The sequence below is a fragment of the Roseburia sp. OM04-10BH genome, assembly GCF_003462605.1.
In the GTDB taxonomy this organism is placed as follows: Bacteria; Bacillota; Clostridia; order Lachnospirales; family Lachnospiraceae; genus Roseburia_C; species Roseburia_C amylophila.
This window is the reverse complement of sequence record NZ_QTZI01000007.1, coordinates 126,632-152,756: the sequence shown is the minus strand read 5'-3', so window position 1 is coordinate 152,756 and position 26,125 is coordinate 126,632. Positions and strand designations below refer to the sequence as shown.

The 26,125-nt window shown below is 41.1% G+C and carries 19 protein-coding genes, 8 tRNA genes and 1 riboswitch; of the genes, 21 read left to right on the top strand and 6 right to left on the bottom strand.

Annotated features, from left to right (window positions below; genetic code table 11):
• The first annotated feature begins 109 nt into the window (after window positions 1–109).
• From DXB43_RS09150 to aroB, 12 genes are all read left to right on the top strand, one after another.
• Window positions 110–183, top strand: a tRNA-Asp gene (locus DXB43_RS09150).
• An 8-nt stretch (window positions 184–191) separates the two neighbouring features.
• Window positions 192–264: transfer RNA gene (locus DXB43_RS09145), tRNA-Val, on the top strand.
• A 34-nt stretch (window positions 265–298) separates the two neighbouring features.
• Window positions 299–371 (top strand) — tRNA-Thr (locus DXB43_RS09140).
• 27 nt (window positions 372–398) lie between these two features.
• Window positions 399–480 (top strand) — tRNA-Tyr (locus DXB43_RS09135).
• Between the two features lie 28 nt (window positions 481–508).
• Window positions 509–582: transfer RNA gene (locus tag DXB43_RS09130), tRNA-Met, on the top strand.
• A 5-nt stretch (window positions 583–587) separates the two neighbouring features.
• Window positions 588–660: transfer RNA gene (locus tag DXB43_RS09125), tRNA-Phe, on the top strand.
• A 21-nt stretch (window positions 661–681) separates the two neighbouring features.
• Window positions 682–754 (top strand) — tRNA-Lys (locus tag DXB43_RS09120).
• Window positions 755–1,048: 294 nt separating this feature from the next.
• Window positions 1,049–1,216 carry a hypothetical protein gene (locus DXB43_RS15300; protein ID WP_022242825.1) on the top strand — a complete coding sequence of 56 codons (168 nt, stop codon included), beginning with the start codon at window positions 1,049–1,051 and terminating at the stop codon, window positions 1,214–1,216.
• Between the two features lie 75 nt (window positions 1,217–1,291).
• On the top strand, window positions 1,292–1,771 hold the full coding sequence (locus DXB43_RS09115) for a hypothetical protein (protein WP_147326032.1): 480 nt from the start codon (window positions 1,292–1,294) through the stop codon (window positions 1,769–1,771).
• A gap of 84 nt (window positions 1,772–1,855) precedes the next feature.
• A complete protein-coding gene (locus DXB43_RS09110) occupies window positions 1,856–2,317 on the top strand; it encodes a GNAT family N-acetyltransferase (protein ID WP_117842333.1) in 462 nt (153 codons plus the stop codon).
• 39 nt (window positions 2,318–2,356) lie between these two features.
• On the top strand, window positions 2,357–3,256 hold the full coding sequence (locus tag DXB43_RS09105; protein ID WP_117947399.1) for an NAD-dependent epimerase/dehydratase family protein: 900 nt from the start codon (window positions 2,357–2,359) through the stop codon (window positions 3,254–3,256).
• Window positions 3,257–3,397: 141 nt separating this feature from the next.
• On the top strand, window positions 3,398–4,513 hold the full coding sequence (aroB, locus tag DXB43_RS09100; RefSeq protein WP_117947398.1) for a 3-dehydroquinate synthase: 1,116 nt from the start codon (window positions 3,398–3,400) through the stop codon (window positions 4,511–4,513).
• A gap of 101 nt (window positions 4,514–4,614) precedes the next feature.
• Here aroB and DXB43_RS09095 read toward each other — a convergent pair whose 3' ends face one another.
• Window positions 4,615–5,634: a LacI family DNA-binding transcriptional regulator gene (locus tag DXB43_RS09095; RefSeq protein ID WP_117947397.1), complete on the bottom strand. Its 1,020-nt coding sequence runs from the start codon at window positions 5,632–5,634 to the stop codon at window positions 4,615–4,617.
• Between the two features lie 201 nt (window positions 5,635–5,835).
• Between DXB43_RS09095 and DXB43_RS09090 the strand changes: the two genes are divergently transcribed.
• The 5 genes from DXB43_RS09090 (at window position 5,836) to DXB43_RS15120 (ending at window position 10,881) form a co-directional block, all read left to right on the top strand.
• Window positions 5,836–7,098 (top strand): extracellular solute-binding protein, encoded by a 1,263-nt coding sequence (locus DXB43_RS09090; RefSeq protein WP_117947396.1) that lies wholly within the window; start codon window positions 5,836–5,838, stop codon window positions 7,096–7,098.
• A 54-nt stretch (window positions 7,099–7,152) separates the two neighbouring features.
• Window positions 7,153–8,046: a carbohydrate ABC transporter permease gene (locus DXB43_RS09085; protein ID WP_117842335.1), complete on the top strand. Its 894-nt coding sequence runs from the start codon at window positions 7,153–7,155 to the stop codon at window positions 8,044–8,046.
• A complete protein-coding gene (locus DXB43_RS09080) occupies window positions 8,039–8,884 on the top strand; it encodes a sugar ABC transporter permease (protein ID WP_022242817.1) in 846 nt (281 codons plus the stop codon). Before DXB43_RS09085 ends, DXB43_RS09080 begins: the two co-directional genes overlap by 8 nt.
• A gap of 7 nt (window positions 8,885–8,891) precedes the next feature.
• Window positions 8,892–10,670, top strand: a complete 1,779-nt coding sequence (locus DXB43_RS09075) for a glycoside hydrolase family 13 protein (protein WP_117947395.1) — start codon at window positions 8,892–8,894, stop codon at window positions 10,668–10,670.
• A 73-nt stretch (window positions 10,671–10,743) separates the two neighbouring features.
• A complete protein-coding gene (locus DXB43_RS15120) occupies window positions 10,744–10,881 on the top strand; it encodes a hypothetical protein (RefSeq protein ID WP_158561817.1) in 138 nt (45 codons plus the stop codon).
• 79 nt (window positions 10,882–10,960) lie between these two features.
• On the opposite strand, the gene DXB43_RS09070 is transcribed toward DXB43_RS15120, so the two are convergent.
• Window positions 10,961–13,282 (bottom strand): GGDEF domain-containing protein, encoded by a 2,322-nt coding sequence (locus DXB43_RS09070; protein ID WP_117947394.1) that lies wholly within the window; start codon window positions 13,280–13,282, stop codon window positions 10,961–10,963.
• Between the two features lie 168 nt (window positions 13,283–13,450).
• Between DXB43_RS09070 and DXB43_RS09065 the strand changes: the two genes are divergently transcribed.
• Both DXB43_RS09065 and DXB43_RS09060 read left to right on the top strand, forming a co-directional pair.
• Window positions 13,451–13,524, top strand: a tRNA-Pro gene (locus DXB43_RS09065).
• A 218-nt stretch (window positions 13,525–13,742) separates the two neighbouring features.
• Window positions 13,743–14,216 (top strand): methylglyoxal synthase, encoded by a 474-nt coding sequence (locus DXB43_RS09060; RefSeq protein WP_117947404.1) that lies wholly within the window; start codon window positions 13,743–13,745, stop codon window positions 14,214–14,216.
• A gap of 104 nt (window positions 14,217–14,320) precedes the next feature.
• Here the strand turns inward: DXB43_RS09060 and DXB43_RS09055 are convergent, their stop codons facing one another.
• The 3 genes from DXB43_RS09055 to DXB43_RS09050 are packed head-to-tail and all read right to left on the bottom strand — an operon-like array spanning window position 14,321 to window position 15,442.
• A complete protein-coding gene (locus DXB43_RS09055; protein WP_117947393.1) occupies window positions 14,321–14,761 on the bottom strand; it encodes an Hsp20/alpha crystallin family protein in 441 nt (146 codons plus the stop codon).
• A 31-nt stretch (window positions 14,762–14,792) separates the two neighbouring features.
• A complete protein-coding gene (locus DXB43_RS15645) occupies window positions 14,793–14,918 on the bottom strand; it encodes a hypothetical protein (RefSeq protein WP_255415056.1) in 126 nt (41 codons plus the stop codon).
• A 56-nt stretch (window positions 14,919–14,974) separates the two neighbouring features.
• A complete protein-coding gene (locus DXB43_RS09050) occupies window positions 14,975–15,442 on the bottom strand; it encodes an Hsp20/alpha crystallin family protein (RefSeq protein ID WP_022242810.1) in 468 nt (155 codons plus the stop codon).
• Between the two features lie 383 nt (window positions 15,443–15,825).
• On the opposite strand from DXB43_RS09050, the gene DXB43_RS09045 reads away from it, so the two are divergent.
• Window positions 15,826–17,199 (top strand): sodium-dependent transporter, encoded by a 1,374-nt coding sequence (locus tag DXB43_RS09045; RefSeq protein WP_117947392.1) that lies wholly within the window; start codon window positions 15,826–15,828, stop codon window positions 17,197–17,199.
• Window positions 17,200–17,380: 181 nt separating this feature from the next.
• Here DXB43_RS09045 and thiT read toward each other — a convergent pair whose 3' ends face one another.
• Complete coding sequence (thiT, locus tag DXB43_RS09040; RefSeq protein WP_117698327.1) at window positions 17,381–18,037, bottom strand: energy-coupled thiamine transporter ThiT; 657 nt, start codon at window positions 18,035–18,037, stop codon at window positions 17,381–17,383.
• A gap of 34 nt (window positions 18,038–18,071) precedes the next feature.
• Window positions 18,072–18,171, bottom strand: a riboswitch (TPP riboswitch).
• A gap of 256 nt (window positions 18,172–18,427) precedes the next feature.
• Here thiT and DXB43_RS09035 point away from each other — a divergent pair.
• Window positions 18,428–25,990 carry a GBS Bsp-like repeat-containing protein gene (locus DXB43_RS09035; protein ID WP_158567211.1) on the top strand — a complete coding sequence of 2,521 codons (7,563 nt, stop codon included), beginning with the start codon at window positions 18,428–18,430 and terminating at the stop codon, window positions 25,988–25,990.
• The last annotated feature ends 135 nt before the right edge of the window (window positions 25,991–26,125 follow it).

The window sequence follows — 26,125 nt, the reverse complement described above, 5'->3', positions numbered from 1 at the left end:
AGGTGGAAGCACGGTAACGTGTGGAGCTGACTGTTACTAATCGGTCGAGGGCTTGACCAAAGCAACTCGGAAACAATCTGTATGAAGTTTTGAAGGTATGTACCTTTAAGGCCTAATGGCTCAGTTGGTTAGAGCGCCGCCCTGTCACGGCGGAGGTCGCGGGTTCGAGTCCCGCTTGGGTCGTTTCAAATGGGATCTTAGCTCAGCTGGGAGAGCATCTGCCTTACAAGCAGAGGGTCACAGGTTCGAGCCCTGTAGGTCCCACTTTTCTTGTAGTTATAAGTGTAGCGCAAGATATGCCGATGTGGCTCAATTGGCAGAGCAGCTGATTTGTAATCAGCAGGTTATCGGTTCGAGTCCGATCATCGGCTTTATACAATTTTATATTGTATAGAAATGGGCAGATTCCCGAGTGGCCAAAGGGGACAGACTGTAAATCTGCTGCAAATTGCTTCGGTGGTTCGAATCCACCTCTGCCCATTCTTCTTTTTAGAAGATAATTGAATAACGCGGGATGGAGCAGTCTGGAAGCTCGTCGGGCTCATAACCCGAAGGTCACAGGTTCAAATCCTGTTCCCGCAACTCTTGCCCAGTTAGCTCAGTTGGTAGAGCAGAGGACTGAAAATCCTCGTGTCTCTGGTTCGATTCCGGAACTGGGCATTCTCAGAAAACCTGAGAAATGGGATATTAGCTCAGTTGGTAGAGCACTTGACTTTTAATCAAGTTGTCCGGGGTTCGAATCCCCGATGTCTCATTAGTTAAAAATGGCGGAAATACTGATAAATATAGTATTTCCGCCATTTTTGTGAGTAATCGGAAGTAGTGCTAAGTAAGCCTAAATATTCATCTTCACCCCATCTTCAAGGGCATTTTTGAACCCCTTCGTCTTTATTTCATTAAAAAAAGAAAGTCAAAAAGTAATTCATAAAAGAAAGCTAAAGATAAGCTATATACATGCGAAACAATAATAAGTATAATATGATATGTAAATTGTTGTGGGTAAATAGAAGTTAAAAACAAGAAGAGCGCAAAAAACGGAGGTATTTTTATGAGAAAATTTAAAGCAGTGGATGCAGTTTGTATTATGGTACTTGCGGGAATTGTAGGTTTCTTTATGGGGGCTTTTTTGGACAATTCAATGGGAGGAGCTATTTTATTTTCGATGGTTGCGGGATTTGCCTGCGTTGTTCATGCAATCGGTGATAGAGAAGAGTGAATGAAGAGGAAGAGTGAACGGAAAAGAAGAGAGAACGCAAAGGAAGTGTAAATGAAAAGGAAGATTAAAAATAGAATGAAAAACAAGATTACAGGGAAAATGAAAAGATTTGGCATAGTATGTATTTTAGTTATGGGGCTATTGCTTACTGGCTGTAATAATAAATTTGCAAAAGAGCAGTACGATTCAGATATTCAGATAGCAGAGGGTGGGGACCGGTATGCTAAAACAAATAGTGTATTGAATAATTATGGAAATAATGTGACATACACCGTTGGAAAATTTGATGGCAGGGAGACACTCTGGGAAGCGAATTGCAGCAGCGCGACGTGGGTAGATATAACGCTTGTGTTTACGCTGGATGAAGGAAAAGCAAAGCTGGTGCAGATTGATGAGGATGGAAATGTGTCAACGGTGGTGGAATGTACGCCGGATTCTGAAGTGAATGAACTGACTACCTATTCTATTCAGTTGAAAGAGGGAAAAAATCGACTGAAGTTCGTAGGATATGATTGTAAGAATGTGACATTTTATATGGAAATCAAAGAATCATAAAAAATTAAGTATTATTTCCTCCGTTCTGTGATATGATACTGCTGTACGAAGAAGACAGAAAAAATGCGACCTGGAGGAATGATTATGATAACATATATGAATGCGTCACGAAGAGATATGGAGAATCTGATGAGTACCCGGCTGGAGATGCTGCGGGAAGTAAATGATTTGTCAGAGGATTATACATTTCCGGATAATCTGGTCGACAGCAGCAGACTGTATTTTGAAGATGGTAATCAGACGACAATTCTGGCAATGGATGGAAGAAAAGTAGTTGGCTGTGCGTCGGTCAGCTATATTGAGGTCATGCCGACATTTGCCCATCCTACCGGAAAACGTGGACATATTATGAATGTATATACAAAGAAGGACTATCGTGGACAGGGGATTGCCCACCATATGATGGAACTTCTGATAAATGAAGCCAAATTGCGTGGCGTGACAGAACTGATTCTGGATACAACGGAGAGTGGCAGAGCCTTGTATCATGCCTGCGGATTTACCGAATCTAAAGAATGTATGGTTTTAACAATAGAGCGGGAATAATAAAAATTTCATAGAAACCCATGCACAAGGAGGACAAGTATGAGAAAAATCTTGGTAACTGGTGGCACTGTATTTGTGAGTCGGTTTATTGCAGAGCATTATGTGGCAAAAGGTGATGAGGTTTATGTGTTAAATCGAAACACCAAACCGCAGTCGGCGGCTGTAAAACTGATTCAGGCAGACCGGCATGCGATCGGTGATGCACTGCAGGGACTGCATTTTGACCTGGTGGTTGATACGGCATATACCGGGGAAGATGCAGCGGATTTGCTGAATGCATTGGAAAGCTACGAAGATTATGTTCTTATAAGTTCAAGTGCCGTATATCCGGAATATGCGCCGGCACCATTTACGGAAGAAATACAGCTTGCAGAAAATGTGCACTGGGGTGCATATGGAACAAATAAAATAGCGGCTGAGGCAGCACTGATGCAGAGAAATTCGAAGGCATATATCCTTAGACCGCCTTATTTATATGGACCGATGAATAATGTATACCGGGAAGCCTTTGTATTTGACTGTGCATTGGAAAACCGGAAATTTTATCTGCCACAGGAGGGCGGCATGAAGCTGCAATTTTTTCATGTGGAGGATTTGTGTAGATTTATAGATATTCTGGTGGAAAAACAACCGGAGCAGCATATTTTCAATGTTGGAAATAAAGAAAGCATATCCATTCGTGACTGGGTAACTCTGTGCTATCAGGCGGCAGGAAAGCAGGCAGAGTTTGTGGAAGTTACAGCGGAGGAAGAGCAGCGTAATTATTTCAGCTTTTATAATTATGAATATGCACTGGACGTTGCGAAACAGCTTGCACTTATGAAAGAAACAAAGCCATTGGCGGATGGGTTAAAAGAAGCTTATGACTGGTATGTGGCAAATCAGGATAAGGTAAATAAGAAGCCATATATTACATACATAGAGGAACATCTGGCATGAAATAGGATATTTCGCAAACTGGGAATTTCTTTCGATTAGAGTTTCGGTGGTTGCAGAGAAAAGAGCAAAATAGTATAATAAACGAAATAAAAATCTGAGACAGACGCAGATTTACAAGACACAGAATAGAACGGAGAAAACATGAGCGTATTTCAGGTAGAATTAAAGAAGGTAGTTGATGACAGTTACGAAATCGAGATTGGCTACCAGCTTGAGAACCGGTTAATAGAAGATTTAAAAAACGGTCTGGTTGGAAAGATTAAGAAATTTGCAGTAATTACTGATAGTACTGTAAAGGAACTTTATGCAGACCACATTGTAACATTGTTGCAGGAAGCAGGATATCAGGCAAAAGAATTTGTCTTTGCGGCAGGAGAGACCAGCAAGACCAGAAAGACGAAAGAAGAAGTAGAAGATGCCATGTTAGAGGCAGGTTTCCGGAGAGACTGCTGCATCATCGCCGTTGGTGGTGGTGTGGTAACCGATTTGTCTGGATTTCTGGCAGGAACCTATGGCAGAGGAGTGCCATTCATTAACTATGCTACGACACTTTTGGCGGCGGCAGATGCATCTGTTGGTGGAAAAACCGCAGTAGACACACCACTGGCAACGAATCTGATTGGACTTTTTAACCAGCCGGAGAAAGTATATCTTGACATTGCAGCATGGAAAACACTGCCACAGCGACAGTTATCCAGTGGTATGGCAGAGACAATCAAGCATGCCTGTATGGCAGATAAGGAAATGTTTGAATTCCTGGAAAAACATATGGAAGATATTTTTGCGGGAGACAGAGAAGCCTGTGAATACATCGCAAAGAAGAACTGCCAGATTAAATATGCTGTGGTAATGAAGGATGAAAAGGAGCAGGGCTTAAGAGAAATCTTGAATCTGGGACATACGGTAGGACGTGCCATTGAGACAGTCAGTGACTACAGACTGCTTCATGGAGAAGCACTTTCCATTGGAATGGTAGCTATGACAGAACTGGCACACCGACTTGGTTACATGACAGAAGAAGAAAAAACAGCAGTAAAGAATCTGTTAGAGAAAGCGAAGCTGCCGGTAGAGATTCCGGAATACATTGACCGGGAAGCCCTGGTTAAGAAATTATATACGGATAAGAAAGTCCGGGACGGAAAACTCCGTTTCGTTGTAGAGAAAGGAATCGGTGGAATCGTAGAGTTTGAGGAAGGCGTATTTGCCACACCGGTGGAAGAAGCCGTTGCAAGAGATATCATTATGAAAATGAAATAGTGAGCAATGAAAGTTAATGATAAGCTGATTGGCTTATCATTAATTATCATATAATGAGCGCAAAAGGGAACAAGCCCCTGTCAGATTGACAGGGGTATTTTTTATGTCAGTGGTCTGGTGCTTTCTCCCTGGATGATAACAGGAAGCGTTGTATAGCTTTGGATAAGAAGTTCCGGGTTCTGAAGCTTACGGATCATCATGGAGCCTGCCTGCACACCGGTATCATAGACATTGATGTCTACAATGGTAAGATGTGGGTCGATGATGCTGGAATATGGGTAGACGTCAAAGGTAAGTATGGCAACGTCATCCGGGATGGAAAGCTGCCGGTCTTTGACTGCCTGGATGACACCTAATGCGAGGGTGTTATTTTCACATACAATAGCGCGAGGCGGTACAGGCTGTGTCAGCATATCAGAAGTAACAGAATAAGCGTGCTGGCAGCTGGAATCGGTATTTCCGATACGGGCAGCCGGAATGTGAAAGCCTCTGTCTAACATGCCTGCCATAAATCCTTTTTGACGCTGGGCGGAAATATAATCAGTTTTGCGCTCTCCGATAAAGGCGACATCTGTATAACCACAGGCTATCATGTGGGCAGCGGCATATTCACCGGCAAGGGCGTGGTTGGTATCTACCCAGCACAAGCGGCTTTCAAAACTCGGATGCCCAATGATAATGTGTGGAAAGCCTGCATCCAGAATAAGATTTGCAATTTCTTTATTAATGGCAGAGCCGTGGATGATAAGACCATCGGAGGAACCGCTTGTGATAACTTCGTTGACTTTTTCTCCGGGATAGCGTTCTTCAGAAGTGTTGACAAGCGTCAGGGAATAGTTGTTTTCGGACAAGGTATGGTGTACGCCGCACATAATGTCAAACATATGCGGATTCCGATAAGCAGTATCTTTCTCCAGATTGGTAAGATAGACAATATTGGAAGTAGCACCTTTTGCAAAGCTTACAGCCCGGGAGTTAGGGGTATAATGAAGCTTTTCAATTGCTGCATGAACCTTTTCCACAGTGGCTGGGGATATGGTGGTCCAGTGATTTAAAACTTTAGAAACAGTGGATTTGGAAACACCGGCTTCATTGGCAACATCATTGATGGTAACAGACATAAAATACCTCCTGAAAAAATGTATAAATTTACAAATATAGTATAGCGGTTTCCTAACAAAGTCAATCGTTTTTGACAAATAAACATTGTAAACAAAGGAAAAAAGTGATAAATATAGACTTAGCAAGAGGAACCAATTGCATGAAAAAAAGAAAATAAAGAAAACGGTTTCCTAAAGAAACCGGAAAACGGAGGTATTTTTATGAAGAAAAGGGTGTTGAGTCTGTTGCTCTGTACCGCAATGACAATCGGCGCATTATCCGGTTGTGGAAAAGAAACAGGAAATGACGAAGGAAAGACTACAGAAGTACTTGGAAATGATGCAGAGGATGAAATGACAGAGGTAAAAATCTGGCATGATGGGGATGAGAATATCATGCAGACCATTGCGGATTGTGCGAATGAGAAACTGGCAGAGGATAATATCAAGGTTACCTTTGAAAAGAAGAGCGGTCTGACCGACCAGCTTCAGTTATATGGAAATGATGAATCCAACGGACCGGATATGTATCTTTATGCACATGATTCATTGGGAACATTTGCAGAAATGGGGATTTTAGCTCCGATTACGGATGTTATCAGTGAGGATGTAATGGCGGATTTATTACCGATGACCGTAGAAGCAGGTAATTATAAGGATACCCAGTACCTGATGCCGGTTTATTATGAGACATTGCTCTTTATGTATAATAAGGCAAAATGGGAAGGCGATGTGCCGGAAACAACAGATGAACTGTATGATTATATGGTAGCACATACCGATGTGGATGCAGGAACTTATGCGCTGGTAAATCAGCATTCTACCGCATACAATGTGGCACCGGTAATCAATGGTTTTGGTGGATATATTATTGATAAAGATGCAAATCCGGGATTAAATACACAGGAAACCAAGGATGCTATCGCATACAATCAGAAATTTGCAGCATTGGAGGCAGATGGAGATTACAACACAGTAACTGCATTATTCAATGAAGGCCAGGCAGCAGCAATTATTGGTGGACCATGGCTGGTATCCGGAATCAAGGCAGCGGGCATTGACCTTGGTATTAAATCCTTAGCGGATTTTAAACTCCCGAATGGAAACGGACTGGCACCATATTCAGGTGTACAGAGCATTGGTGTCTTAAAATATGCAGCAGAAAATAAGAAAGAAGCAATTGCAAAAGTATTAGAGACAATTGCAAGCCCGGAAGTAGGTATTGCATTGGCGAATAAATCAAACTGTGCACCGGCAAACAGCAAAGCATATGATGACGCAGATGTTGCTGCAAATGAGATGATTATGGCAATGAAAGCAACTGCAGAAACTGCACAGCCTATGCCAAACATTCCACAGATGAGCGTTATGTGGGGACCAACAGAAGAATTTTTGGCAGCAGTCAACAAATCCGGGGAGGATATTGACACTGCAGCAGAGACTTATCAGCAGGAGGCATTGGATGCCATTGCAGATATGCAGTAAGCAGGAGTTTGTTTAGAAGCAATAAAGAGGAAAATTAGGAAGAGAAGTGTGTATATGAAGAACAAACGGAAATTAACACCATGGCTTTACAGTATGCCGGCACTGATATTGATTGGAATGGTTATTGTATTCCCGATTATTTATACGGGCTATATATCACTGACCAATATGAATCTTTTTCACTGGTCAAATTATGAATTTATCGGACTATCCAACTATAGCAGGGCATTATTAAAGGCAGACTCCGGTTTCCTTGGAGCACTGTTTACAACATTACTTTGGACCACATTAAATATGGTGATACAGGTAGTTGTGGCATATTTTATTGCATTGGGATTTCAAAGAGAAGATTTAAAGGGAAAACGTGTATACAAGACTCTTTTGATGTTCCCGTGGGCGATGCCTGCATATGTGTCCATACTTTTGTGGAGGGTAGGCATTTATAACACAGAGTTTGGTCTTCTGAATAAGATTCTGGTGGCACTTGGCTTTGGAAAGGTAAATTTCCTTTCCACCAATGTGCCGGCATTTCTCTCCTGCATGACCTTAAACCTGTGGATGGCATTGCCGTTTATGATTATGATGATAGACGGTGCACTGTCCAGCATTGACCGCAGCTATTATGAAAGCGCAGAACTGGATGGAGCAGGTTTCTGGTCAAAGAACATCCATATTACCGTTCCGGCAATGAAAGGAATTATTGCACCGGCGGTTATTATGACGACATTTACCACATTTAAGCAGTTTGATATCGTATATCTTCTTACGATGCAGAAGGGAGCATATTCAGGGGCAACCTTACAGACCGTAATTACTTATGCACAGCAGAATGCGTTTGTTTCAAATAACTATGGGCTGTCCTCTGCGGTATCCATTATTATCTTTTTCCTCATCATGGTATTTTCGCTGTTTACCAATCGAGGGGTAAAGGAGGAAAATTATGACTAAGAAAAAGAGAAAACAGATTTTACAGCTTAGCGGATTACATATTTTTTATATTATACTGTGTCTGCTGGCACTGGTACCGATTTTATATGCGTTGAATCTTTCCTTTGAAAGGGGAAGTGGAGCATTGTCCTCCGGATTATCTTTGTTTCCAAAGGAATTTACACTGGATAATTATAAAAATATACTGACGCAGAAGCCGTTTTTGCGGTGGTTTTATAACTCTGCCGTATTAAGCTTCTTTACAATGGTCATTGCTATCGGATTTGCCATGGTGTCATCTTATGCATTTTCAAGATACCGTTTTAAGGGAAGAAATGGCATTTTAAAATTACTGCTTCTCTTAAATGCATTCCCGCAGATTTTGTCCATGTTTGCATTATTCCGTCTTTTAAAACAGATGAATATGCTGGATACGAAACTGGGACTGGTGATTATTTATGCGGGAAGCATGTGCATTTTCTCTATCTGGAATATGAAGGGGTATTTTGATACCATTCCGATAGAAATCGAAGAAGCATCGAAAATTGACGGTGCATCGGATTTCCAGCTGCTGTGGAAGGTAGTAATGCCGCTGGCTCGTCCGGCAATCATTGTAACTTCTGTGATGGTACTTATTTTTGTATGGAATGAATATCTGTTTTCCACAACATTTCTACTGAATGAAAACAGTTATACACTGGCAGGTGGATTATATCAGTTACAGTCCAACGATTACACCAGAAGCTGGGGAATGTTCTCCGCAGCCGCTATCCTGGTATCTGTTCCGGTGCTGATTATTTTCTTCTGTATACAAAAGTATATGGTATCCGGTCTTACTGCAGGTGGTGTGAAAGGATAGAAATAAAATGGAAAAAGAAGCAATTTTGCATATTCCACTGTCACAATTTGCTTTTGCAGAAAAAGAAGACCGGCTGGTAATAAGAATCCGTTGTAAAAAGGGCGATTTAAAACGGTGCGTGCTGCTTTGGGGAGACCGGGTGGCAATGGAAGAGCCACTTCCGGTGAAACAAAGTGAAATGGAACATGTGGCATCCGATATGCTTTATGATTATTATGAAGTTAAGATTACGTCTCCATATACCAGGGTATGCTATTATTTCCGGTTAGAGGACGATATAGAAAGCCTTTATTATTATGGAAGAGGATTTGCAGAGAAACTGTCCTGTGGCAGGGCAGAATATTTTCAGTTTCCATATATTAGAAGAGAGGATATTTTAGATATCCCGGAGTGGGCAGAAGACATTGTTATGTATCATATTTTCCCGGACAGTTTTGCAAATGACAGACGGGAACTGACGGAAAAAGCAACAAGGCATATGCTTTTGCCGGATGAAAAAAGCGACAGCAATGGAAAAATTTTACCGGACCGGATTTGTAAGAATCATCTGGGTGGTACACTGAAAGGAATTTGTGAAAACCTTGACTATATCGAAAAGCTTGGAATTAACTGCATTTATCTGAATCCGATTTTTGAAGCAGCGTCTTATCATAAATATGATACCATTGACTATTTTGAAATCGACCCCTGTCTTGGAAATAAAGCGGATTTAAAAGAACTGGTGCAGCAGTGCCACAAGAGAGGAATCCGGGTTATTTTAGATGGTGTATTTAATCATTGTGGAGCAGATTTCTTTGCATTTCGGGATGTGCGGCAGAAGGGAAAAGCATCAAGATATTATAACTGGTTTTATCACCTGCCGGAAACGATACAGTACGCTGATCCGCCGAATTATGAGGCGTTTGCCTATGTAAAGGAAATGCCAAAGCTTAATACCGGAAATCCTGAAGTGGTGGAGTACCTTTGCAATGTTGGAACTTACTGGATTCGGGAAGCAGATATTGACGGCTGGCGCTTGGATGTGGCAAATGAAATCAATCATGAATTCTGGAGAGCCTTCCGCCATGCGGTGAGAGCGGTAAAAGAGGATATATTTCTAATAGGCGAAATCTGGGAAGAAGCAGGCATCTGGCTTCAGGGAGACCAGTTTGATTCTACGATGAATTATACTTTTTCTTATCTGTGCCGGGATTTTTTTGGAAAGGGAGAACTTTCGGTCAGTGAATTTGATGCCCAGATGCAGCAGATGATTTACCGCTACCCATGGCAGGTGAGCCTGGCACAGATGAATTTTCTGGATTCCCATGATATTCCGAGATTTTTAAGCTATTGCAATGGAAATAGAAAGAGAATGGAGCTGGCATTTTTCTATCTCTTTATGGGAGTGGGCGTGCCATCGGTATTTTATGGGGATGAGGTATATATTGATGGTACGGAAGAATCAGAATACAGGGCAGCCATGGACTGGCAGAGAGCATCCGGACAATCAGATGAAACTGAACCACAGTCTTTATTGCCGTATCAGGATAATTTAATCGGAAAATTCAAGGAGTGGATAGCACTTCGGAGAGAGCATCCGGCATTACGCAGGGGAAATTATCGCACCATCTATTGTAATGATGTTACCGGTGTTTATGCATTTTCCCGCTGCTATGAAGAAGACCGGGTGCTGGTAGTGCTGAATACAGGCCCTGACAAAGTGGAACTTACTTCGGCAGAAATACAGGAGCTGCAGGAAAAAAATATAGAACTGTCTTCTTATGAAGGAAGACTCGTGGCATTCTGAAAAAGACAAGTGACATTACAAAATACTTGTGTTATACTTTGAAAAACAAAGTGACGCAGGGAGGGTGTTTGCTATGGTTATTTTAATTGGAATTATTATATTTGCAGCCGTTATTGGATTTTATGCCTGTTTCGGACGCAGAATCAATGAAAATATTGGCTCTGGATTCGGAAAAGAGTACATGAAAGACAAATGGGGAATGGACGAATAATGAAAGAATGCCGGGTGGTTTACCATCCGGCATTTATATATGTCATATATATTCTTTCCTTCGGAAGGATGATACGAAATCAGACTTTCTTGATGCTGCTGCGACGTTTTGCTTTCTCCTCGTAGAGGATTGCATCAGAGTGCTTGAGAATGTCTGTTAAGTCCATCTGCGGATTACAGTAGAAGTCGTAGATGCCGACAGAGATTTCTACATAAAAAGGTTTATCGCATACGGCATTAAAAGCATCGCTCTCTGCTTTCAGATTCTTTAAAAGCTGCTCCTTGAAATCCGGTATATCGGTTAAAATAAAGGAAACAAATTCGTCACCGCCCAGTCTTGCAGTAATGGCATCCTTTGGCAGGCATTTTCGCAACCGCTCGGATACTGTGCGTAACGCAAAATCCCCGGCAAGATGGGAGAAGCAGTCGTTGATTTCCTTTAAGTGATCCAAGTCACCAAAAAGAAGATAAGCTTTTTTGCCGGAATTGGATTCAATTGCATGGGATGCCCGTTCCATAAATCCACGGCGGTTCAAAAGCTGGCTTAAATCGTCATATTCAGAGATATAACTTAAGATGCTGTTCTGCTCCTGAATGACTTTCATGGAATCCTGCAATTCTTTCTGAATCTGGCGTTCGCTGGCATTTAACTGGATAAAATGCAGGAGTGCACCAATCTGGAGGCTGCAAATCTGCATAAAGGAAATATCTTTCTGTTCCACTTCGCAAAGCAGCAGACCGAACTGTTCATCTCCGGAAAAGAGGATAAATGATGTATAGCAGTGGCTGTGTTCCTTTGGAAGAAAACTGGAAAATCCATTGGCAGTCGTTACTTTTGGACGTTTGCCCGGTTCATGGTAGACTGATTTTTCATCATGGTAATATGCTGCCAGATAGATTTCGTCCGGATACTCTGCAAGCTCATTTTCCTGATGAATGACCGGTTTGTCAAAGAAGAAAAAGAAGGAACTTTTGACATTCATCAGATGCAGCCGCTCCATGATATGTGTAATCGTTTCTTTGAAATTGGCACCGGAGTTAATCAAATCTCTTGTAAAGGAAGGTACAAACCAGGCTTTCCGGTTAGAATCCATGATTTCTTTTTCTAGCTGGAAGACATCCGCAGAATGAACGTATTGCTGGGTAAAGGATAAAATGCCGGAAAGCTGTGTCTGCAGCAGTTCTTCCTCCGAGAAGTTAATCAGTGTACGGAGTAATGAAGTAAGTTGCTCTAGGAGCATTTCTCCGGAAATATGGGGATATGCAGTAAGCTTTCTCAGATAACGAATCAGAGGCTCGTTGGAGAAGTCAGTTCCCTTCCGGATAAAGATTTCTTCATATATATTTTCAAAATATGCATGTAGAACTTCGGTATAGTAATTACGATCTTTTTCGTATGAAATGGAAGAGAATAATTCCTCAGCCATAGCATCGACCTGCTGGTGTATAAAATCGTGCAGTTGCTCCATGCTGATATGACGCAGTGTGGTAAAGCCGGTGTGCAGCTGGCAGCCGCAGGAGCTTCTCTGGTGAAAAATGGCTGACATCCGGCAGGATTGTGGCTTCTTTCCCTGACAGAGCATAAGCGCATTCTGTAATGCCTGGTAGCTGAACTGGAAGCTGCTGTGGGAAACACTGGTCAGTGGTGGCTCCATGGTTTTTGCGTGGTCAATGTCGTCAAAACCGGTAATGGCAATGTCATGTCCCACCAAAAGGTCTCTTGCAGCACAGACGCGGTATCCTGCCTTTGCCATATTATCATTTGCAAAAGCAATTGCCTCTAATTCCGGGTTGTGGTCTAGGATATATTCCACCTGCTCGGTGACAAGCTCTGAGTAGTTGCCATAGACGACCATATCATCCGTGACCGGAAGCTGATGTTCCACCATAACATCGCGGTAGGCTTTCAACCGTTCATTGGAGTCTTTGTTGTTAGCTGGTCCTGCTACAAAAGCAATCTTACGATAGCCATGGACATTCACAAGATGCTCGATACATTGCCGCATACCGTTGTAGTTGTCAGCAATCAGATATGGAATGTCAGGATCGTCCGGTGTGTCCTCTAACATCAGAAATGGAATATCTTTATAATGGGAAAGAAAGTCTGTCTTTACCTGGTTACTTTTAAAAATAGAAAGAGAACCATAGGTAATAATGAGTGCATCCGGTCTGGTAAAATGCACATAATCATAAATCGTATCAAACTGATAATTATAGTCTCCATCAAAACTGCAGGATAAAATATCTTTACAATATTGTGGCATCTGAGGTCCCATCAGAAAAATAATATTGATATCTTCTTCTCTGGCACAGGTATAGAAGCCTCGAAGTAAGTCTTCTGAGTAGCTGGACTGGGTGTCACCTAACATAATTGCAATTGTTGGTCTCTGGTTGTTCTCCATAATGTGCCTTTCTCTGGTAAAAAAAGTTGCTTCGGCATTGTAAAAGCCGTTCTTATGATTGACTTAAGTATAACATAAAACGATTAAGTAGAAAAGAAAATAAAAATATTACTGGACAAAAAATGTGATATATGCTAATATAGTTGAGCGTGTGAAAGAATTAAATAACGATGCGTGGCTCAGCTTGGTAGAGCGCTGCGTTCGGGACGCAGAGGTCGCAGGTTCAAATCCTGTCGCATCGACGAAAAAAACGAGTACACTGTTAGGTGTGCTCGTTTTTTATATGAAGATTTCTACCCCAAACATTGTCTGGAATCATCCTATCATGTTATAATGAGCGTAAGCAAGTCAACATATAAGCGTGATTGGCGAGCTGCAATTGTTTATCAGGAGTTGATTTTCACTTGATAAATGAAATGGTTGGAAAATAATACAATAAAGGAGAAGACACAATATGAGTATGGAACCGGATTTTCTTACTTTGACAATCGGAAAACAGAAAAATATTGCATTGATTGCCCATGATGGAAAGAAAGCAGAACTGATCCAGTGGTGCAAAGACAATGCAGAAATTTTAAAGAAGCATTTCCTTTGTGGAACCGGAACAACGGCAAAAATGATTACAGACCAGACGGGACTGCCGGTAAAAGGCTATAACAGCGGTCCGCTGGGCGGAGACCAGCAGATTGGTGCTAAGATAGTAGAGGGAAAAGTAGATTTCGTGATTTTCTTTTCAGATCCGCTTACTGCAGCACCTCATGACCCGGATGTAAAAGCGCTGCTTCGTATTGCACAGGTATATGACATCCCGATTGCAAATAATAAGGCAACTGCAGATTTTATGATTCATTCCGAGTTGATGGATGAAGAATATAATCACAATGTGATTAATTTTAATAAGAATATCAGACAGCGGGCATCGACGATAAAGTAATGTCAGCTAAACTACGAGAAACACGCAAAGCGTGTTTCTCACATAAAAAGGAGAGGCGGTGTGAATACTCACACCGCCCCTTTTTCCTTTTAATTATCCTGGTATTATCCCTCAATGGAAATATATTTCTTTTCTTCCACAGCAGGTTTTACTTCTTTCTTCGGAACGGTCAGAGTCAGGATACCATTTTCAAAACCACCTTTGATGTCATCCTGAGTAACGCCATCTCCGACATAGAAACTACGCTGGTAAGAGCCATAGTAACGTTCTTTACGGATATATTTGCCATCTTTGTCTTTTTCGTCCTTATTGTCCTGGTGTTTGGCATTGACGATGAGGTATCCGTCTTTCAGCTCAGCCTGGATATCTTCTTTCTTAAAACCTGGAAGTTCAAATTCCAGTTCATATCTGTCGTCAAATTCCTTAACGTCAGTGTTCATGGCAGCACGGTTGTCTGTTGCAGGAGCATTGTAAGCTCCAAATGGAAATACATCATCAAATATATCATCTACAAAGTTGTTTGAAAAAATACTTGGTACTAACATAAGTCATTCCTCCTGAAAATAATTGTTGTAATTAATAATAATGTTTTTTATTTCTGTGAGCTTCTCTGGCTTCTTCAACAGCCTCATGGTCGGCTACATTAATTTTAGCTTTTACTTTCTTCTTCTTTAATGGATGTTTTGGATTTTTATCTGACATAATAACATGCTTCCTTTCTTTTACATCATCAGATATCTGAAATACAATGTCTGAAATTATCCTTCAATTGCAATATATTTGTGGTCTTCTACTGCAGGTTTTGCTTCTTTCTTCGGAACGAAGAGTTTTAAGATACCGTGTTTAAATTCGCCCTTGATATCTTCTTCGGTAACGGCATCGCCAACATAAAAGCTTCGGCTGCAGGCTCCGGAATAACGTTCCTTACGGATGTACTTGCCGGATTTCTTATCTTTATCTTCCTCATCCAAGCCTTTGGCGGCACTGATGGTCAGGTAACCGTTCTCTAAGGAAGCACTTACTTCGTCTTTCTTAAATCCAGGTAAATCAATGACCAGTTCGTAACCATTGTCCTGCTCCTTTATATCTGTCTTCATCAGACGTGCGGCTCTACGACCGTAAAGTTTTTTCTCAGTCTTTTTCATATCCATGTTATCGTCCATCCATGGAAAATCCTCAAAGAAGTCATCAAATAAATTCTCTCCAAAAATACTAGGCATCAACATAAGTCATCTCTCCTTTTTTAATAAATCATTTTATGCTTGTTTACCTTGTTTCTTTGGAACCGGGATGTTTTAGGAACTCTTTTTTTTGTTCCTCTCCTTTGTTCTGACTACGTTATAGCACCAATTATTAGCACTGTCAAGAGGTGAGTGCTAATAAAATTGTGAAAAATTTGTGAAAAAACACAAATTGTGCAAAAACAAAGAAAAAACATGGAAATGCACTGTAAAAACAAATGAAATATATGGATATATAATGCAGAAATATAGGGGGAAATAAGGGGTAGCATGATAAAAAGGAAAGAATATTGCAGGAACTATGAGACTGTGTTATGATTTCTATAACTTTGCGTCATGGAAATTATGAGTTTAGGAGAAAAAACAAAATGAAGACACAGAATGAGAAAAGAAGTACATTTTCGGGGAAGATAGGGTTTGTATTATCAGCAGCAGGCGCTTCTGTTGGACTGGGAAACATATGGAGATTCCCATATCTTGCGGCAAAGTATGGGGGAGGAATCTTTCTGCTGATTTATATTATACTTGCACTGACTTTTGGATATACGATGATTATGGCGGAGACTTCTATCGGAAGAATGACGAAGAAGAGCCCGGTGGGAGCATATCATACCTTTGGAAAATCCCGCTGGCTCTCTTTCGGTGGCTGGATAAATGCGATTATTCCGGTTTTAATCGTGCCATATTATTCTGTAATTGGCGGCTGGGTAATGAAATATCTGGTGGAATATATCAGGGGAAATGGCAGTAAACTTGCATCGGATGGATATTTTTCCAATTTCATTTCCAGCGGGCTTTCCACAGAAATCTGCTTTGCTTTTTTTGCGGTATTTACGTTGGGGATTATCTTTGCCGGCGTCCGGAATGGTATTGAGCGGGTATCCAGATTTATGATGCCGGTGCTGGTTGTTCTTTCTATATTAATAACGGTTTATTCCGTAAGCAGACCGGGAGCATTAAAAGGAGTTAAATATTTTCTGATTCCAAATCTTGAAAATTTTTCATGGATGACGGTAGTAACAGCCATGGGACAGATGTTTTATTCCCTGTCCATTGCCATGGGAATTCTCATTACTTTTGGTTCTTATATGAAGAAGGAAGTTTCTATTGAGGAGTCCACGAAGAACGTGGAAATCTTCGATACAGCGATTGCCATGATGGCAGGGCTGATGATTATTCCGGCAGTCTTTGCATTTTCCGGTGGAAATCCGGAAACACTGCAGGCGGGGCCATCATTGATGTTTATTACGATTCCAAAAGTATTTGACAGCATGGGACTTGGAACCGGAGTCGGAATTTTGTTTTTTGTACTGGTGCTGTTTGCAGCAATAACAAGTTCTATTGCATTAACGGAAAGTGCAGTATCGACTTTTGAAGATGAACTGGGCTGGGAAAGACGGAAAGCAACGGTAATTGTCGGCATTGTAATGCTTCTTCTGGGAAGTCTTTCCACACTGGGATATGGACCATTGGCGAACGTAAAAATTATCGGAATGCAGATTCTTGATTTCTTTGATTTCCTGACGAACTCCGTGATGATGCCGATTGCGGCTATTGCAACCTGCCTTCTGGTATCAAGAGTGGTGGGAGTGCAGCGGATTGAAGAAGAAGTAACCCGGGGCGGCAGCCCGTTCCGCAGGAAAAAGATATTTACAGTGATGATAAAATACCTTTGTCCGATCTTTGCAGCGATTATTTTAATCAGTTCCATAGCAAATGCTTTTGGCTGGATTCAGATGTAATTAATGACAAATTAAGAAAATACAGAAATGCAACTACGAGAAACACGCTTTGCGAGTTTCTCGAGTTATCGCGGTGCTCGTCAAATCTGCATGCAAGCATGCGATTTTTCTCGCTACTCGCGTAATCAAAAAGAGCGTTCTTTCCTAATTAGAAAAGACGCTCTTTTTGGACAGAATCATATTATGAATTTGCCATATTCTTAACGGCATTCAATGCCTTCTGGACTGGTGGCAGACAGATAATGATTAATGTAATAAGTGCTTCTGCACCAAGGTATGCACCGTTGTAAGCAAGAGAGTATACCACTGCATTCGGGAATTCTTCCGGAGCATACATGCCGAAGAAAATCCAGCCGGAAAGGAATGCGAAGAAGTATCGACCTAATACACCAGCGATATAACCTTTGATAAGTCCATGTTTGGATTTGCTGAAAAGTCCGGAAAGGCCTAATGCACCAAAGGCGAAGAGGTAGTCCACTAACATCTGTGGAACACTGATGATGTAAGGGTCAACGACTAACTGCAGAATTCCGTAAGCAAAAGCTGCGGTTAAGCCGGCACCCAGACCGTACCAGTAACCAATCAGAACGATGAATAACATGCTCAGTAAAGTAACGGAACCGCCCATTGGCATATCGAAAAGTTTAATCATGGAAGTTACCATGGCAAGGGCAATTGCCATAGCTGAAAATGCAAGCTGCTTTGCACTGAATTTCTTCTTTCCACCGAAGATAGCACAGCCAATCAGAAGAATGGCAATCATGATGATAACGAGGGCTGTAAAACCTGCGGTGGTAAGCTGGTAAGATGAGCCGTCGTATGTTGCAAAAATTGACATAAAAAATCCTCCTTAAAGATGATACTCTGCCAGGAGGTTGAACTATGTGCTTCCTTACGCCGGTATTATCCGGTTCAAGTAATAAGGGTCAACGCAGATACGTTTCTCAGCCAAAGGCGCCCCTAGCAAAGCAATGTTTTGTTTTCAGTTTGTAATGGTAACAGTGGTAGTATAAAATGTCAAGTGTTAATTTTCTGAAAAAGATTTTCTAAAAAATGAAAAAATCCGCTGGAAAATATAAAGAAAAAGTAACTTCCGGTCGATAAAAGGTTTAGAAGTGTCTTTTTCTGCGCTTTTTTAGAAAAAAGGGTTACTCTTGAATCTGAAAAGCAAAAGGAATATAGTAAAGATAAAAAGATGAGGAAACAACAAGCAACAAGGAGAGGTTCTATGCGTAAGTACAAGGATGTTGGAAAAAGAATACTGGTATTAGTTTTAAGTGTTTGTATGATTGCAGGCGTTCTTCCGGCAATACCGGCAGAGGCGGCGGATGCATTTCCAGGCAATGGAAGCATTACATTAGGAGCGGATGCAAATGGTGCAACTGCAACCGGAAATGATACCTATACTTATACCGGACAGGAGGTTAAGCCGGCAGTTACGGTCCAGATTGCTGGAGAAACTTTGAAAGAAAAAGAGGATTACTCCGTTTATTACCGTAATAATACCAGCGCAGGAACAGCATATATTGATATCGTTGGTATCGGAGACAGCCACAGATGGCAGACCACCAAGAGCTTTACGATTGCACAGCAGAAGTTAAGCTATATCGGTGTTAATTATAAAGGGGTGGAAGGAACCGGTGAAGACGGATATGTATATTATACAGGAAGTGATGTATTACCGACGATTACAGGGGTGTATGGTATCATAAGCGGTACTTCTACCATGGTAAACCTTTCAGCAGATGATTATAACGTAGAATATACATCCGGAAGCAATACCACAGTAGGAACACATTCCTTTAAAATTGTATTAAAGAGCAGCAGTAACTATACATTTTCTGGAACAATTACAGAGAACCGTTACAATATTTACTATAATATTGGAGCAGATTCTGTAACTGTTTCCAATGGACTGAGCGATTCTACTTATACCGGAACCGCACAGAGACCGGAATTTACACTGGTAGACAGTCAGAATTCCGCAGGAATCCAGGCGTCTGACTATACCACAAGCTGGGCAGATAATACCAATGCCGGAACAGCGAAGATGACAGTAACAGCGAATTCTTCTTCTCTGTACCGGGGCAGCAAGACCTTTAATTTCCTGATTGGCAAGGCAGATTTAAGTGCAGCAGGCATCAGTGTTTCCTTAAAGAGTGATAAATATTATTATGTAAAGAATAGTAAACCGGATATGACCAATGAGGTAGTAGTGAAGTTGAATGGCGTTGAGATTCCTGCCGGCAACTACAACGTGGCATACCGAAATGAAACTACTGCAGGACAGACCGGAACCAATAACCTGATTATTACCGGAACCGGAAATTTAACCGGAAACGCATTTATCAACTTTGAGATCTATGACAAGCTTGGCAAAGCAGTATTGGATAAAAATGAACTGGAATACAATGGCAAGAAAAATGTGCCAAACATTACCGTCTCCAATACATCCGGTGATGTCATCAGTGATTCCAGATATAAGATTACTTATTATAAAGATGCGGAGTATACCAAGACTGTACCTGAACCGACTTCTATTGGAAGATATTATGTGAAGGTAACCGGACTGGATTACTACGAAGGAGACCTTGGAACCAAGGCAGAGCCGATTTATTTTGATATTGTAGCAAAATCTTTAGATAAATGTACCTTTAAGCTGGCAATCAACGGAACAGAAGCAGGTGTCATTAATAAAGATACCAGTTATTCCAGCTTCTTTGACGGCAAGAGCAAAGTATTATCCCTGACAGCAACCGATGATGAGGGGAATGCTTTGAAAAAAGGAACGGATTTTGACTATGCTGTTTATCGTGACCCGGAATGTACCAAGCCGGCAGACGATAAGGAAGAGACTACGGGCGTACAGGAACTGATTCATGCAGCAACCTATTATCTTAAGATAACCGGTCTGGATGGCAGTAACTATGCCGGAGGCGAAAGAGTATATACTTATATGATTAAGCCAAAGAACATCAGCCCGACAGATATTGTAATTACAGACCAGACTTATACCGGTAGTGCTGTTGTGCCGGATCCTGCAAATATTACCGTTTATTATACCGAAGGTAGTAAAAATGTCACCTTGGACAGCCAGTATGTAGAAGTGGTTTCCTGTGAAGATAACATCGAAATTGGAACCAACAATGCAAAGGCTTATATCAGACTGACTGGAGATTATGCACTGGCAGAGGGTGGCGTGAACCGTGGAACTTTCAGTATTGTGCCAAGAAAGTTAAATGAATGCGAGTGTAATATCGTTGCAGGTTCTGCAAACTATGATCCGACACAGGTTACCTTTGAATACAATGGCAGCATGCAGGTACCGGCAATCCGTATTACTGATAATAACGGTGCCAAAGGCCTGGTACAGGGCGAAGACTTTAAGGTTACTTATTTTACGGATTCTGCATACAAGAAGGTCATTGCAGAGCCGGTGGACGCAGGTACTTATTATGTATTAATCAGCGGTCTTGGAACTTATGCTAATTTAGGCGGAAGTATCCGTACTTCTTATAAAATCACACCAAAGAACATGAGCACGCTGACCGTAACTGCAAGCAACTGCGGTTATACCGGAGAAGCAGTGGAGCCGGGTATCAGTGTATCTGATGGAAACCGTGTACTGGTTGCAGGTGTGGATTATGAAGTCGAAGGATATTATGACGATGAATTATGTAAACAGGTTTCAGAACATAAGAATTCCGGAAAAGTATATGTCAGAATCAAAGCGGTAGACGGTAAGAATTATACCGGAACCGCAACAACCACATTCTTTATTGGAGCAAATATTGCGACCGTTGTGCCGGCATTTAATATTTCCGGTGGAACCTATAACCACAATTCCCATAAGGATGAAATGATTCAGGCAATTGAGACAAAAATGATGGATGCAATTCCGGATCCGTCGTCCTATAGCATTTCCTTCTATAGTGATGCAGCACATAAGAATGTTGTAAGCTCTGAGACAAATGAGGCATTTATCAATGCGGGGACGATTTACTTCGTAGTATCCGGCAAGGGTCAGTATTATGGAGATATTTCCGGATATGCAGTCATTGCAAAGAAAGATATATCTGAACTGAATGCAAGGGTAAATGGAACTTATACATATAATGGAATTGAACAGAAAGTTGTAATTTCTACTACCGCAGACGGAGATGGTGTTGTATTACAGTACCCTACCACCAATGGCTATATTCTGACCGATAAGGAATACAGTATTGAAAGCAGTGAAAATGCAATCAATGCGGGAATTGCAACTCTGACCTTAAAAGCGGCAGAAAACAGCAACTATACAGGAACAACAACCGTAAGTTATACCATTAATCAGAAGGATATCAACGAGTTGAGCAAACTCCGGGTAGACGTAAGTAGTCCGGTTTATGCAAATAAAGTACTGACTCCTTCCGTAAAAGTAAGCTATGGAGATTCTTCCAGCTTATTGTCAACGAATAAGGATTATCAGTTTGAAGTATATTCTGATGCAGATTTCCAGAATGTTGCAACAGCAGCCGAGAAGACCAATGCAGGAACAACTTATGTAAGAATCCAGGGTATCGGAAATTACACCGGTGTGCTGGAAAGTGCAGATTATACTGCAGATAAGATTGCAGGCTCTAATCAGTTTATTATTCAGCGGAAGAGTATTGATGGTGTAGGCGTATCTTTGCAGGGAATGAGTTACATTTTTAAAAAGAATATTCCGGATTTCACAGTAACACAGAGTTTTCCGAATGAGTCCGGAATTGGAGAATATTCATATACACTGCAGCCTGGCATAGATTATACCTATACTCCGACCCAGGTAGATAAATTTAAAGTAGGGCAGCAGGATATTACCATTGAAGGAACCGGTAACTTTAAGGGAACCAAGAATAGTTACTTCTACTATGATGGAGATATGAATAATTCTGCTGACCAGATTGAAGTGAAGTTAAGCTATGATACCATTGAGTATGATAAGGCACAGGCAGCATCCGGCGGAATGAAACCTACCGTTACCGTGTATGTAAAAGGCAGCGATACCCAGGAACGTCTGATAGAGGGAACACATTACAGCGTGTCTTATAGAAATAATACTGTTCCAGGGCAGGCCAGTGTACTCATTACCGGAATTGAGAAGAATCACTGGGTGGGCAGCTATGTTGCGAATTTTGCAATTACCGGTAAAATTGAAGATGCTGAGATTACGATTCCGGCACAGAAATATACTGGAAGCGAATACAATACAACCACACAGCCAATTGAAAATATGACTGTAGTATGTGATGGCAAGACTTTGGCACTTGGAACAGACTACAACATTAAGAGCATTGTAAACGGTAAATCTGTTTCACTGTCTGACCCGACCGTAACGATTGAGGGAACCGGAACTTATTTCAGTGGTGAAAAATCAGCGAAGTTTGCGATTAAATACAATCTGGGCAGTGACGATTTAAGCATTGACTTAGGTGGAGATGTATTCTCCTATACCGGACAGGAAATCAGACCGGTTCCGGTTGTGAAATATGCATTAACCGGTTCTACCTTTGATACCTTGGAAGAAGGAAAAGATTATACGGTAACTTATCGTAAGAATACTGCAGTTGCAGCAGCAAATGGCGAGAACGGACCATGTGTAGTCATTCAGGCAACAGCAAACGGTAAACTGATGGGAACCACCAAGGCGAAAGCATTTACCATTGATTCCATTCATATGGAAGATTATGAAATTACCGGAATTGCGGACAGCTATGTTTATACCGGTAAGCTGATTAAACCGGATTCTCTGGTCATTAAGAAGATTGGCGGTTCAGAAGTAATTGACCCGGCAAACTATAGCGTGTATTACCAGACGGATGCAGATAATCCATCCAGTGCACCGGCAGGTGCAACCGAGACCATTACCGTAATCGGTAAGGGCAATTACAAGGGAACACTGACTAAGACATTTACCATTACAAAACGTGATTTGTCTACGGTAAGCAAGACAATTGCTGACGTAACCTACAATGGCGAGGCGCAGGAACCTGAAATTAAATTAACATTTAATGATGAAAATAACAAAGAACAGACCCTTACGTTAGACACGGATTATGTGGTGGATGAGTATCGCAATAATATCAATGCAGCGAACGCTGGCGGGGTAAATGCGCCATATGCAGCAATCCACGGTGTGGCAAGCTGTACCGGAGCTGCAACTGTAGAGTTTAACATTTTAAAGAAAAATGTTGAAGATTTAGTATACTCTAAAATAGAAGATCCACAGTATGTACCGTTAAAAACCAAGTATGAACCGGAATTAAATGTTTACATGACATCCACCAGTGCAGAACCGCTGGTTCGCAATGTGGATTATACGGCAGCTTACTTTAATAATGAAGCTGTAAAAGATGCAAATGGAACTTCCGGACCGTTTGTTCAGATTACTCCGAAGGATACCACCAACTATACCGGAAGCAAGACAATTCCGTTCTCTATTCTGGCAAGGGATCTTTCTTCTGAAAATATCAGTGCGGCGTTATCCGATGCTTCTGATACAGGATTTGACCCGGCAAACCGGAACTATCCTTATATTCAGGGTACTACTTATACACCGAATATCAGCCTGAAAGATAATTCGGAAAATGGAATTGTAGCACTGGTAAATGGAACAGACTTTACTTATGAATATTCTACCAATAACAGTCAGGTGGGAACCGCATGGATTAAAGTAACCGGACAGGGTAACTACAGTGGAACACGAATTGAGAAGTTTACCATCGGTACCTTACTTTCCAATGATACTTTAACGGTAACCGGAATTTCCGATACTGTATATAACGGTCTTGATACCAAGCCGAAGAACATTCAGGTGAAGTTCAATAAGACCGGAAGCTATCTGACAGAAAACGAAGATTACATCGTAAAATACTATATTGATAAAGATTGTACGACGGAAGCAAGTGCCATTGACCTGATTCATGCTGGAACAGTATATGTTGGAATCGTTGGTACGGAAAATGACCAGACCGGATATGTAGGAACAGCTGTATATCCATATCAGATTGCAAGAAAGTCACTTACTTCTGCAGATATTGAGATTACCGGAACCGATAACGTAGATTATACCGGAAGCGAGATTAAACCGGTACTTACTTTAAAAGATACTTCTACCGGATTAACCATTGATTCTTCCCAGTATGAAGTAACCTATGAGAACAACACTGCAATCGGAACCGCAAGTGCAACGGTAACTGCAACCGAAAGCGGTAACTACAAAGACAGCATTACAGTATACTATAAGATTACCAAACATGATATTGGAAATGCTGTGGCAGAAGCAATCCCAGATCAGAAGTATACCGGCAATTACATCCGCCCGGCACTGACGATTTATGACAACGGAAAGCTTTTGGTAGAAGGGAAGGATTATCAGGTTGTCAATGGCAACAACTTAAGGGCAGGAGAGTCATGGGTAGTAATTAAAGGACTTGGCAACTATGATGAGACCAAGCGCGTTTACTTCAATATTGTTGCCAGTCTGGAAGATGCGATTATTGACAGTGTTCCAGAACAGCTTTATACCGGAAATCCGGTATGCCCATCCATTCATGTGGCATGTGGTGGCAATACCTTAACGCTGAATGAAGATTATGAAACAACGTATGCAAATAATGAGCTGGCAGGCGATGCATCCATTACTGTGCGTCCGCTGACCCAGTATTATACCGGAACAATTGTTAAGAAATTCAAAATCAGCAACAGCTTATCCAAAGCAACAGTTACCGGAATCCCTGCTTCAGAGCAGTATACCGGACAGACTTATAAGCCGGTTCCGGTCGTTAAGATGGGAAACAAGGTATTAACAGAAGATGTTGATTATACGGTAAGCTACAGTAACAATAGAAATGTGGGAACTGCCAGGGTAATCATTTCCGGTATGGGAGTATATTCTGGTGAGAAAGTTGTAACGTTTGCAATTAAAGAAAAGAGCATTGACAACTGTACGGTTCTTACGGTTGCATCCTTAAATTACAATGGAAATCTACAGACACCACCAGTTGTTGTAAAGGATGGCAGAAAGAAGTTAGAGGAAAATGTAGACTATAAACTATCTTATCGTAATAATATGGCAGTTGGAACAGCATATGTAACGATTACTGGTATAGGTGACTATAAGGGTGCCGTTACAACAACTTTTGAAATTGTACGCCCACAGATATCCTTTAATGTATTAATTCAGAATAAAGATATCGTGACAGGAACGTTTGACATTTTGATTGACCAAGTGCCAAGTTTTGTGACATCCATTATAACTCCGGTATGGACAAAAGCAGATCAGTCAGATATAGCATGGTATGAAGCTACTAGAGTTGATGGAGATACATTTATCGTACATGTAGATATTCGAAATCATAATGCTAATAGGGGTATCTATTATGCGCAAATTTATGTAAATGGTGGAGGATATGACATGCAGTATGCAGCCATTACAGAAACCAAGTTTGGAAATCCTCATCATAAATTTTATAATTACGATTATTATTATAGACGAAGTATAGCAGTAAAACAAAAATTTGGATATGCTGGAAATAAGAGTACAACTCATGGTAGTGCATTGCCTAAATTACAGAGTATAAATGAAGCAGGTGTCTTGGGTGGGAATGAAGCAAGCATATATAATTGGGATTTAGAAAATAAATTGGAGAGTTCTAGTATGCATTCGGAAAGTAAGTGTATATACAAGGATTATACTGATAAATCTGAAAAAGAAGATTTGCGAGTGTATTACAATTACTACATGGGCTGTGCAGATTGGAAAGAATAAAAAATATTGTGAAAATAATATAAATCAAGGGATGGAATAGTTTTATTCCGTCTCTTGATTTTTCGACTTTATAAGGCGAAAGATGGCTATGTATTGCCTAATGACTATAAGTATGTAAAAAAAAACAATAAATAC

Coding starts and splice junctions, on each gene's coding strand:
- DXB43_RS15300 (WP_022242825.1), top strand. CDS start 1,049: ATGAGAAAATTTAAAGCAGTGGATGCAGTTTGTATTATGGTACTTGCG.
- DXB43_RS09115 (WP_147326032.1), top strand. CDS start 1,292: ATGAAAAACAAGATTACAGGGAAAATGAAAAGATTTGGCATAGTATGT.
- DXB43_RS09110 (WP_117842333.1), top strand. CDS start 1,856: ATGATAACATATATGAATGCGTCACGAAGAGATATGGAGAATCTGATG.
- DXB43_RS09105 (WP_117947399.1), top strand. CDS start 2,357: ATGAGAAAAATCTTGGTAACTGGTGGCACTGTATTTGTGAGTCGGTTT.
- aroB (WP_117947398.1), top strand. CDS start 3,398: ATGAGCGTATTTCAGGTAGAATTAAAGAAGGTAGTTGATGACAGTTAC.
- DXB43_RS09095 (WP_117947397.1), bottom strand. CDS start 5,634: ATGTCTGTTACCATCAATGATGTTGCCAATGAAGCCGGTGTTTCCAAA.
- DXB43_RS09090 (WP_117947396.1), top strand. CDS start 5,836: ATGAAGAAAAGGGTGTTGAGTCTGTTGCTCTGTACCGCAATGACAATC.
- DXB43_RS09085 (WP_117842335.1), top strand. CDS start 7,153: ATGAAGAACAAACGGAAATTAACACCATGGCTTTACAGTATGCCGGCA.
- DXB43_RS09080 (WP_022242817.1), top strand. CDS start 8,039: ATGACTAAGAAAAAGAGAAAACAGATTTTACAGCTTAGCGGATTACAT.
- DXB43_RS09075 (WP_117947395.1), top strand. CDS start 8,892: ATGGAAAAAGAAGCAATTTTGCATATTCCACTGTCACAATTTGCTTTT.
- DXB43_RS15120 (WP_158561817.1), top strand. CDS start 10,744: ATGGTTATTTTAATTGGAATTATTATATTTGCAGCCGTTATTGGATTT.
- DXB43_RS09070 (WP_117947394.1), bottom strand. CDS start 13,282: ATGGAGAACAACCAGAGACCAACAATTGCAATTATGTTAGGTGACACC.
- DXB43_RS09060 (WP_117947404.1), top strand. CDS start 13,743: ATGGAACCGGATTTTCTTACTTTGACAATCGGAAAACAGAAAAATATT.
- DXB43_RS09055 (WP_117947393.1), bottom strand. CDS start 14,761: ATGTTAGTACCAAGTATTTTTTCAAACAACTTTGTAGATGATATATTT.
- DXB43_RS15645 (WP_255415056.1), bottom strand. CDS start 14,918: ATGTCAGATAAAAATCCAAAACATCCATTAAAGAAGAAGAAAGTAAAA.
- DXB43_RS09050 (WP_022242810.1), bottom strand. CDS start 15,442: ATGTTGATGCCTAGTATTTTTGGAGAGAATTTATTTGATGACTTCTTT.
- DXB43_RS09045 (WP_117947392.1), top strand. CDS start 15,826: ATGAAGACACAGAATGAGAAAAGAAGTACATTTTCGGGGAAGATAGGG.
- thiT (WP_117698327.1), bottom strand. CDS start 18,037: ATGTCAATTTTTGCAACATACGACGGCTCATCTTACCAGCTTACCACC.
- DXB43_RS09035 (WP_158567211.1), top strand. CDS start 18,428: ATGCGTAAGTACAAGGATGTTGGAAAAAGAATACTGGTATTAGTTTTA.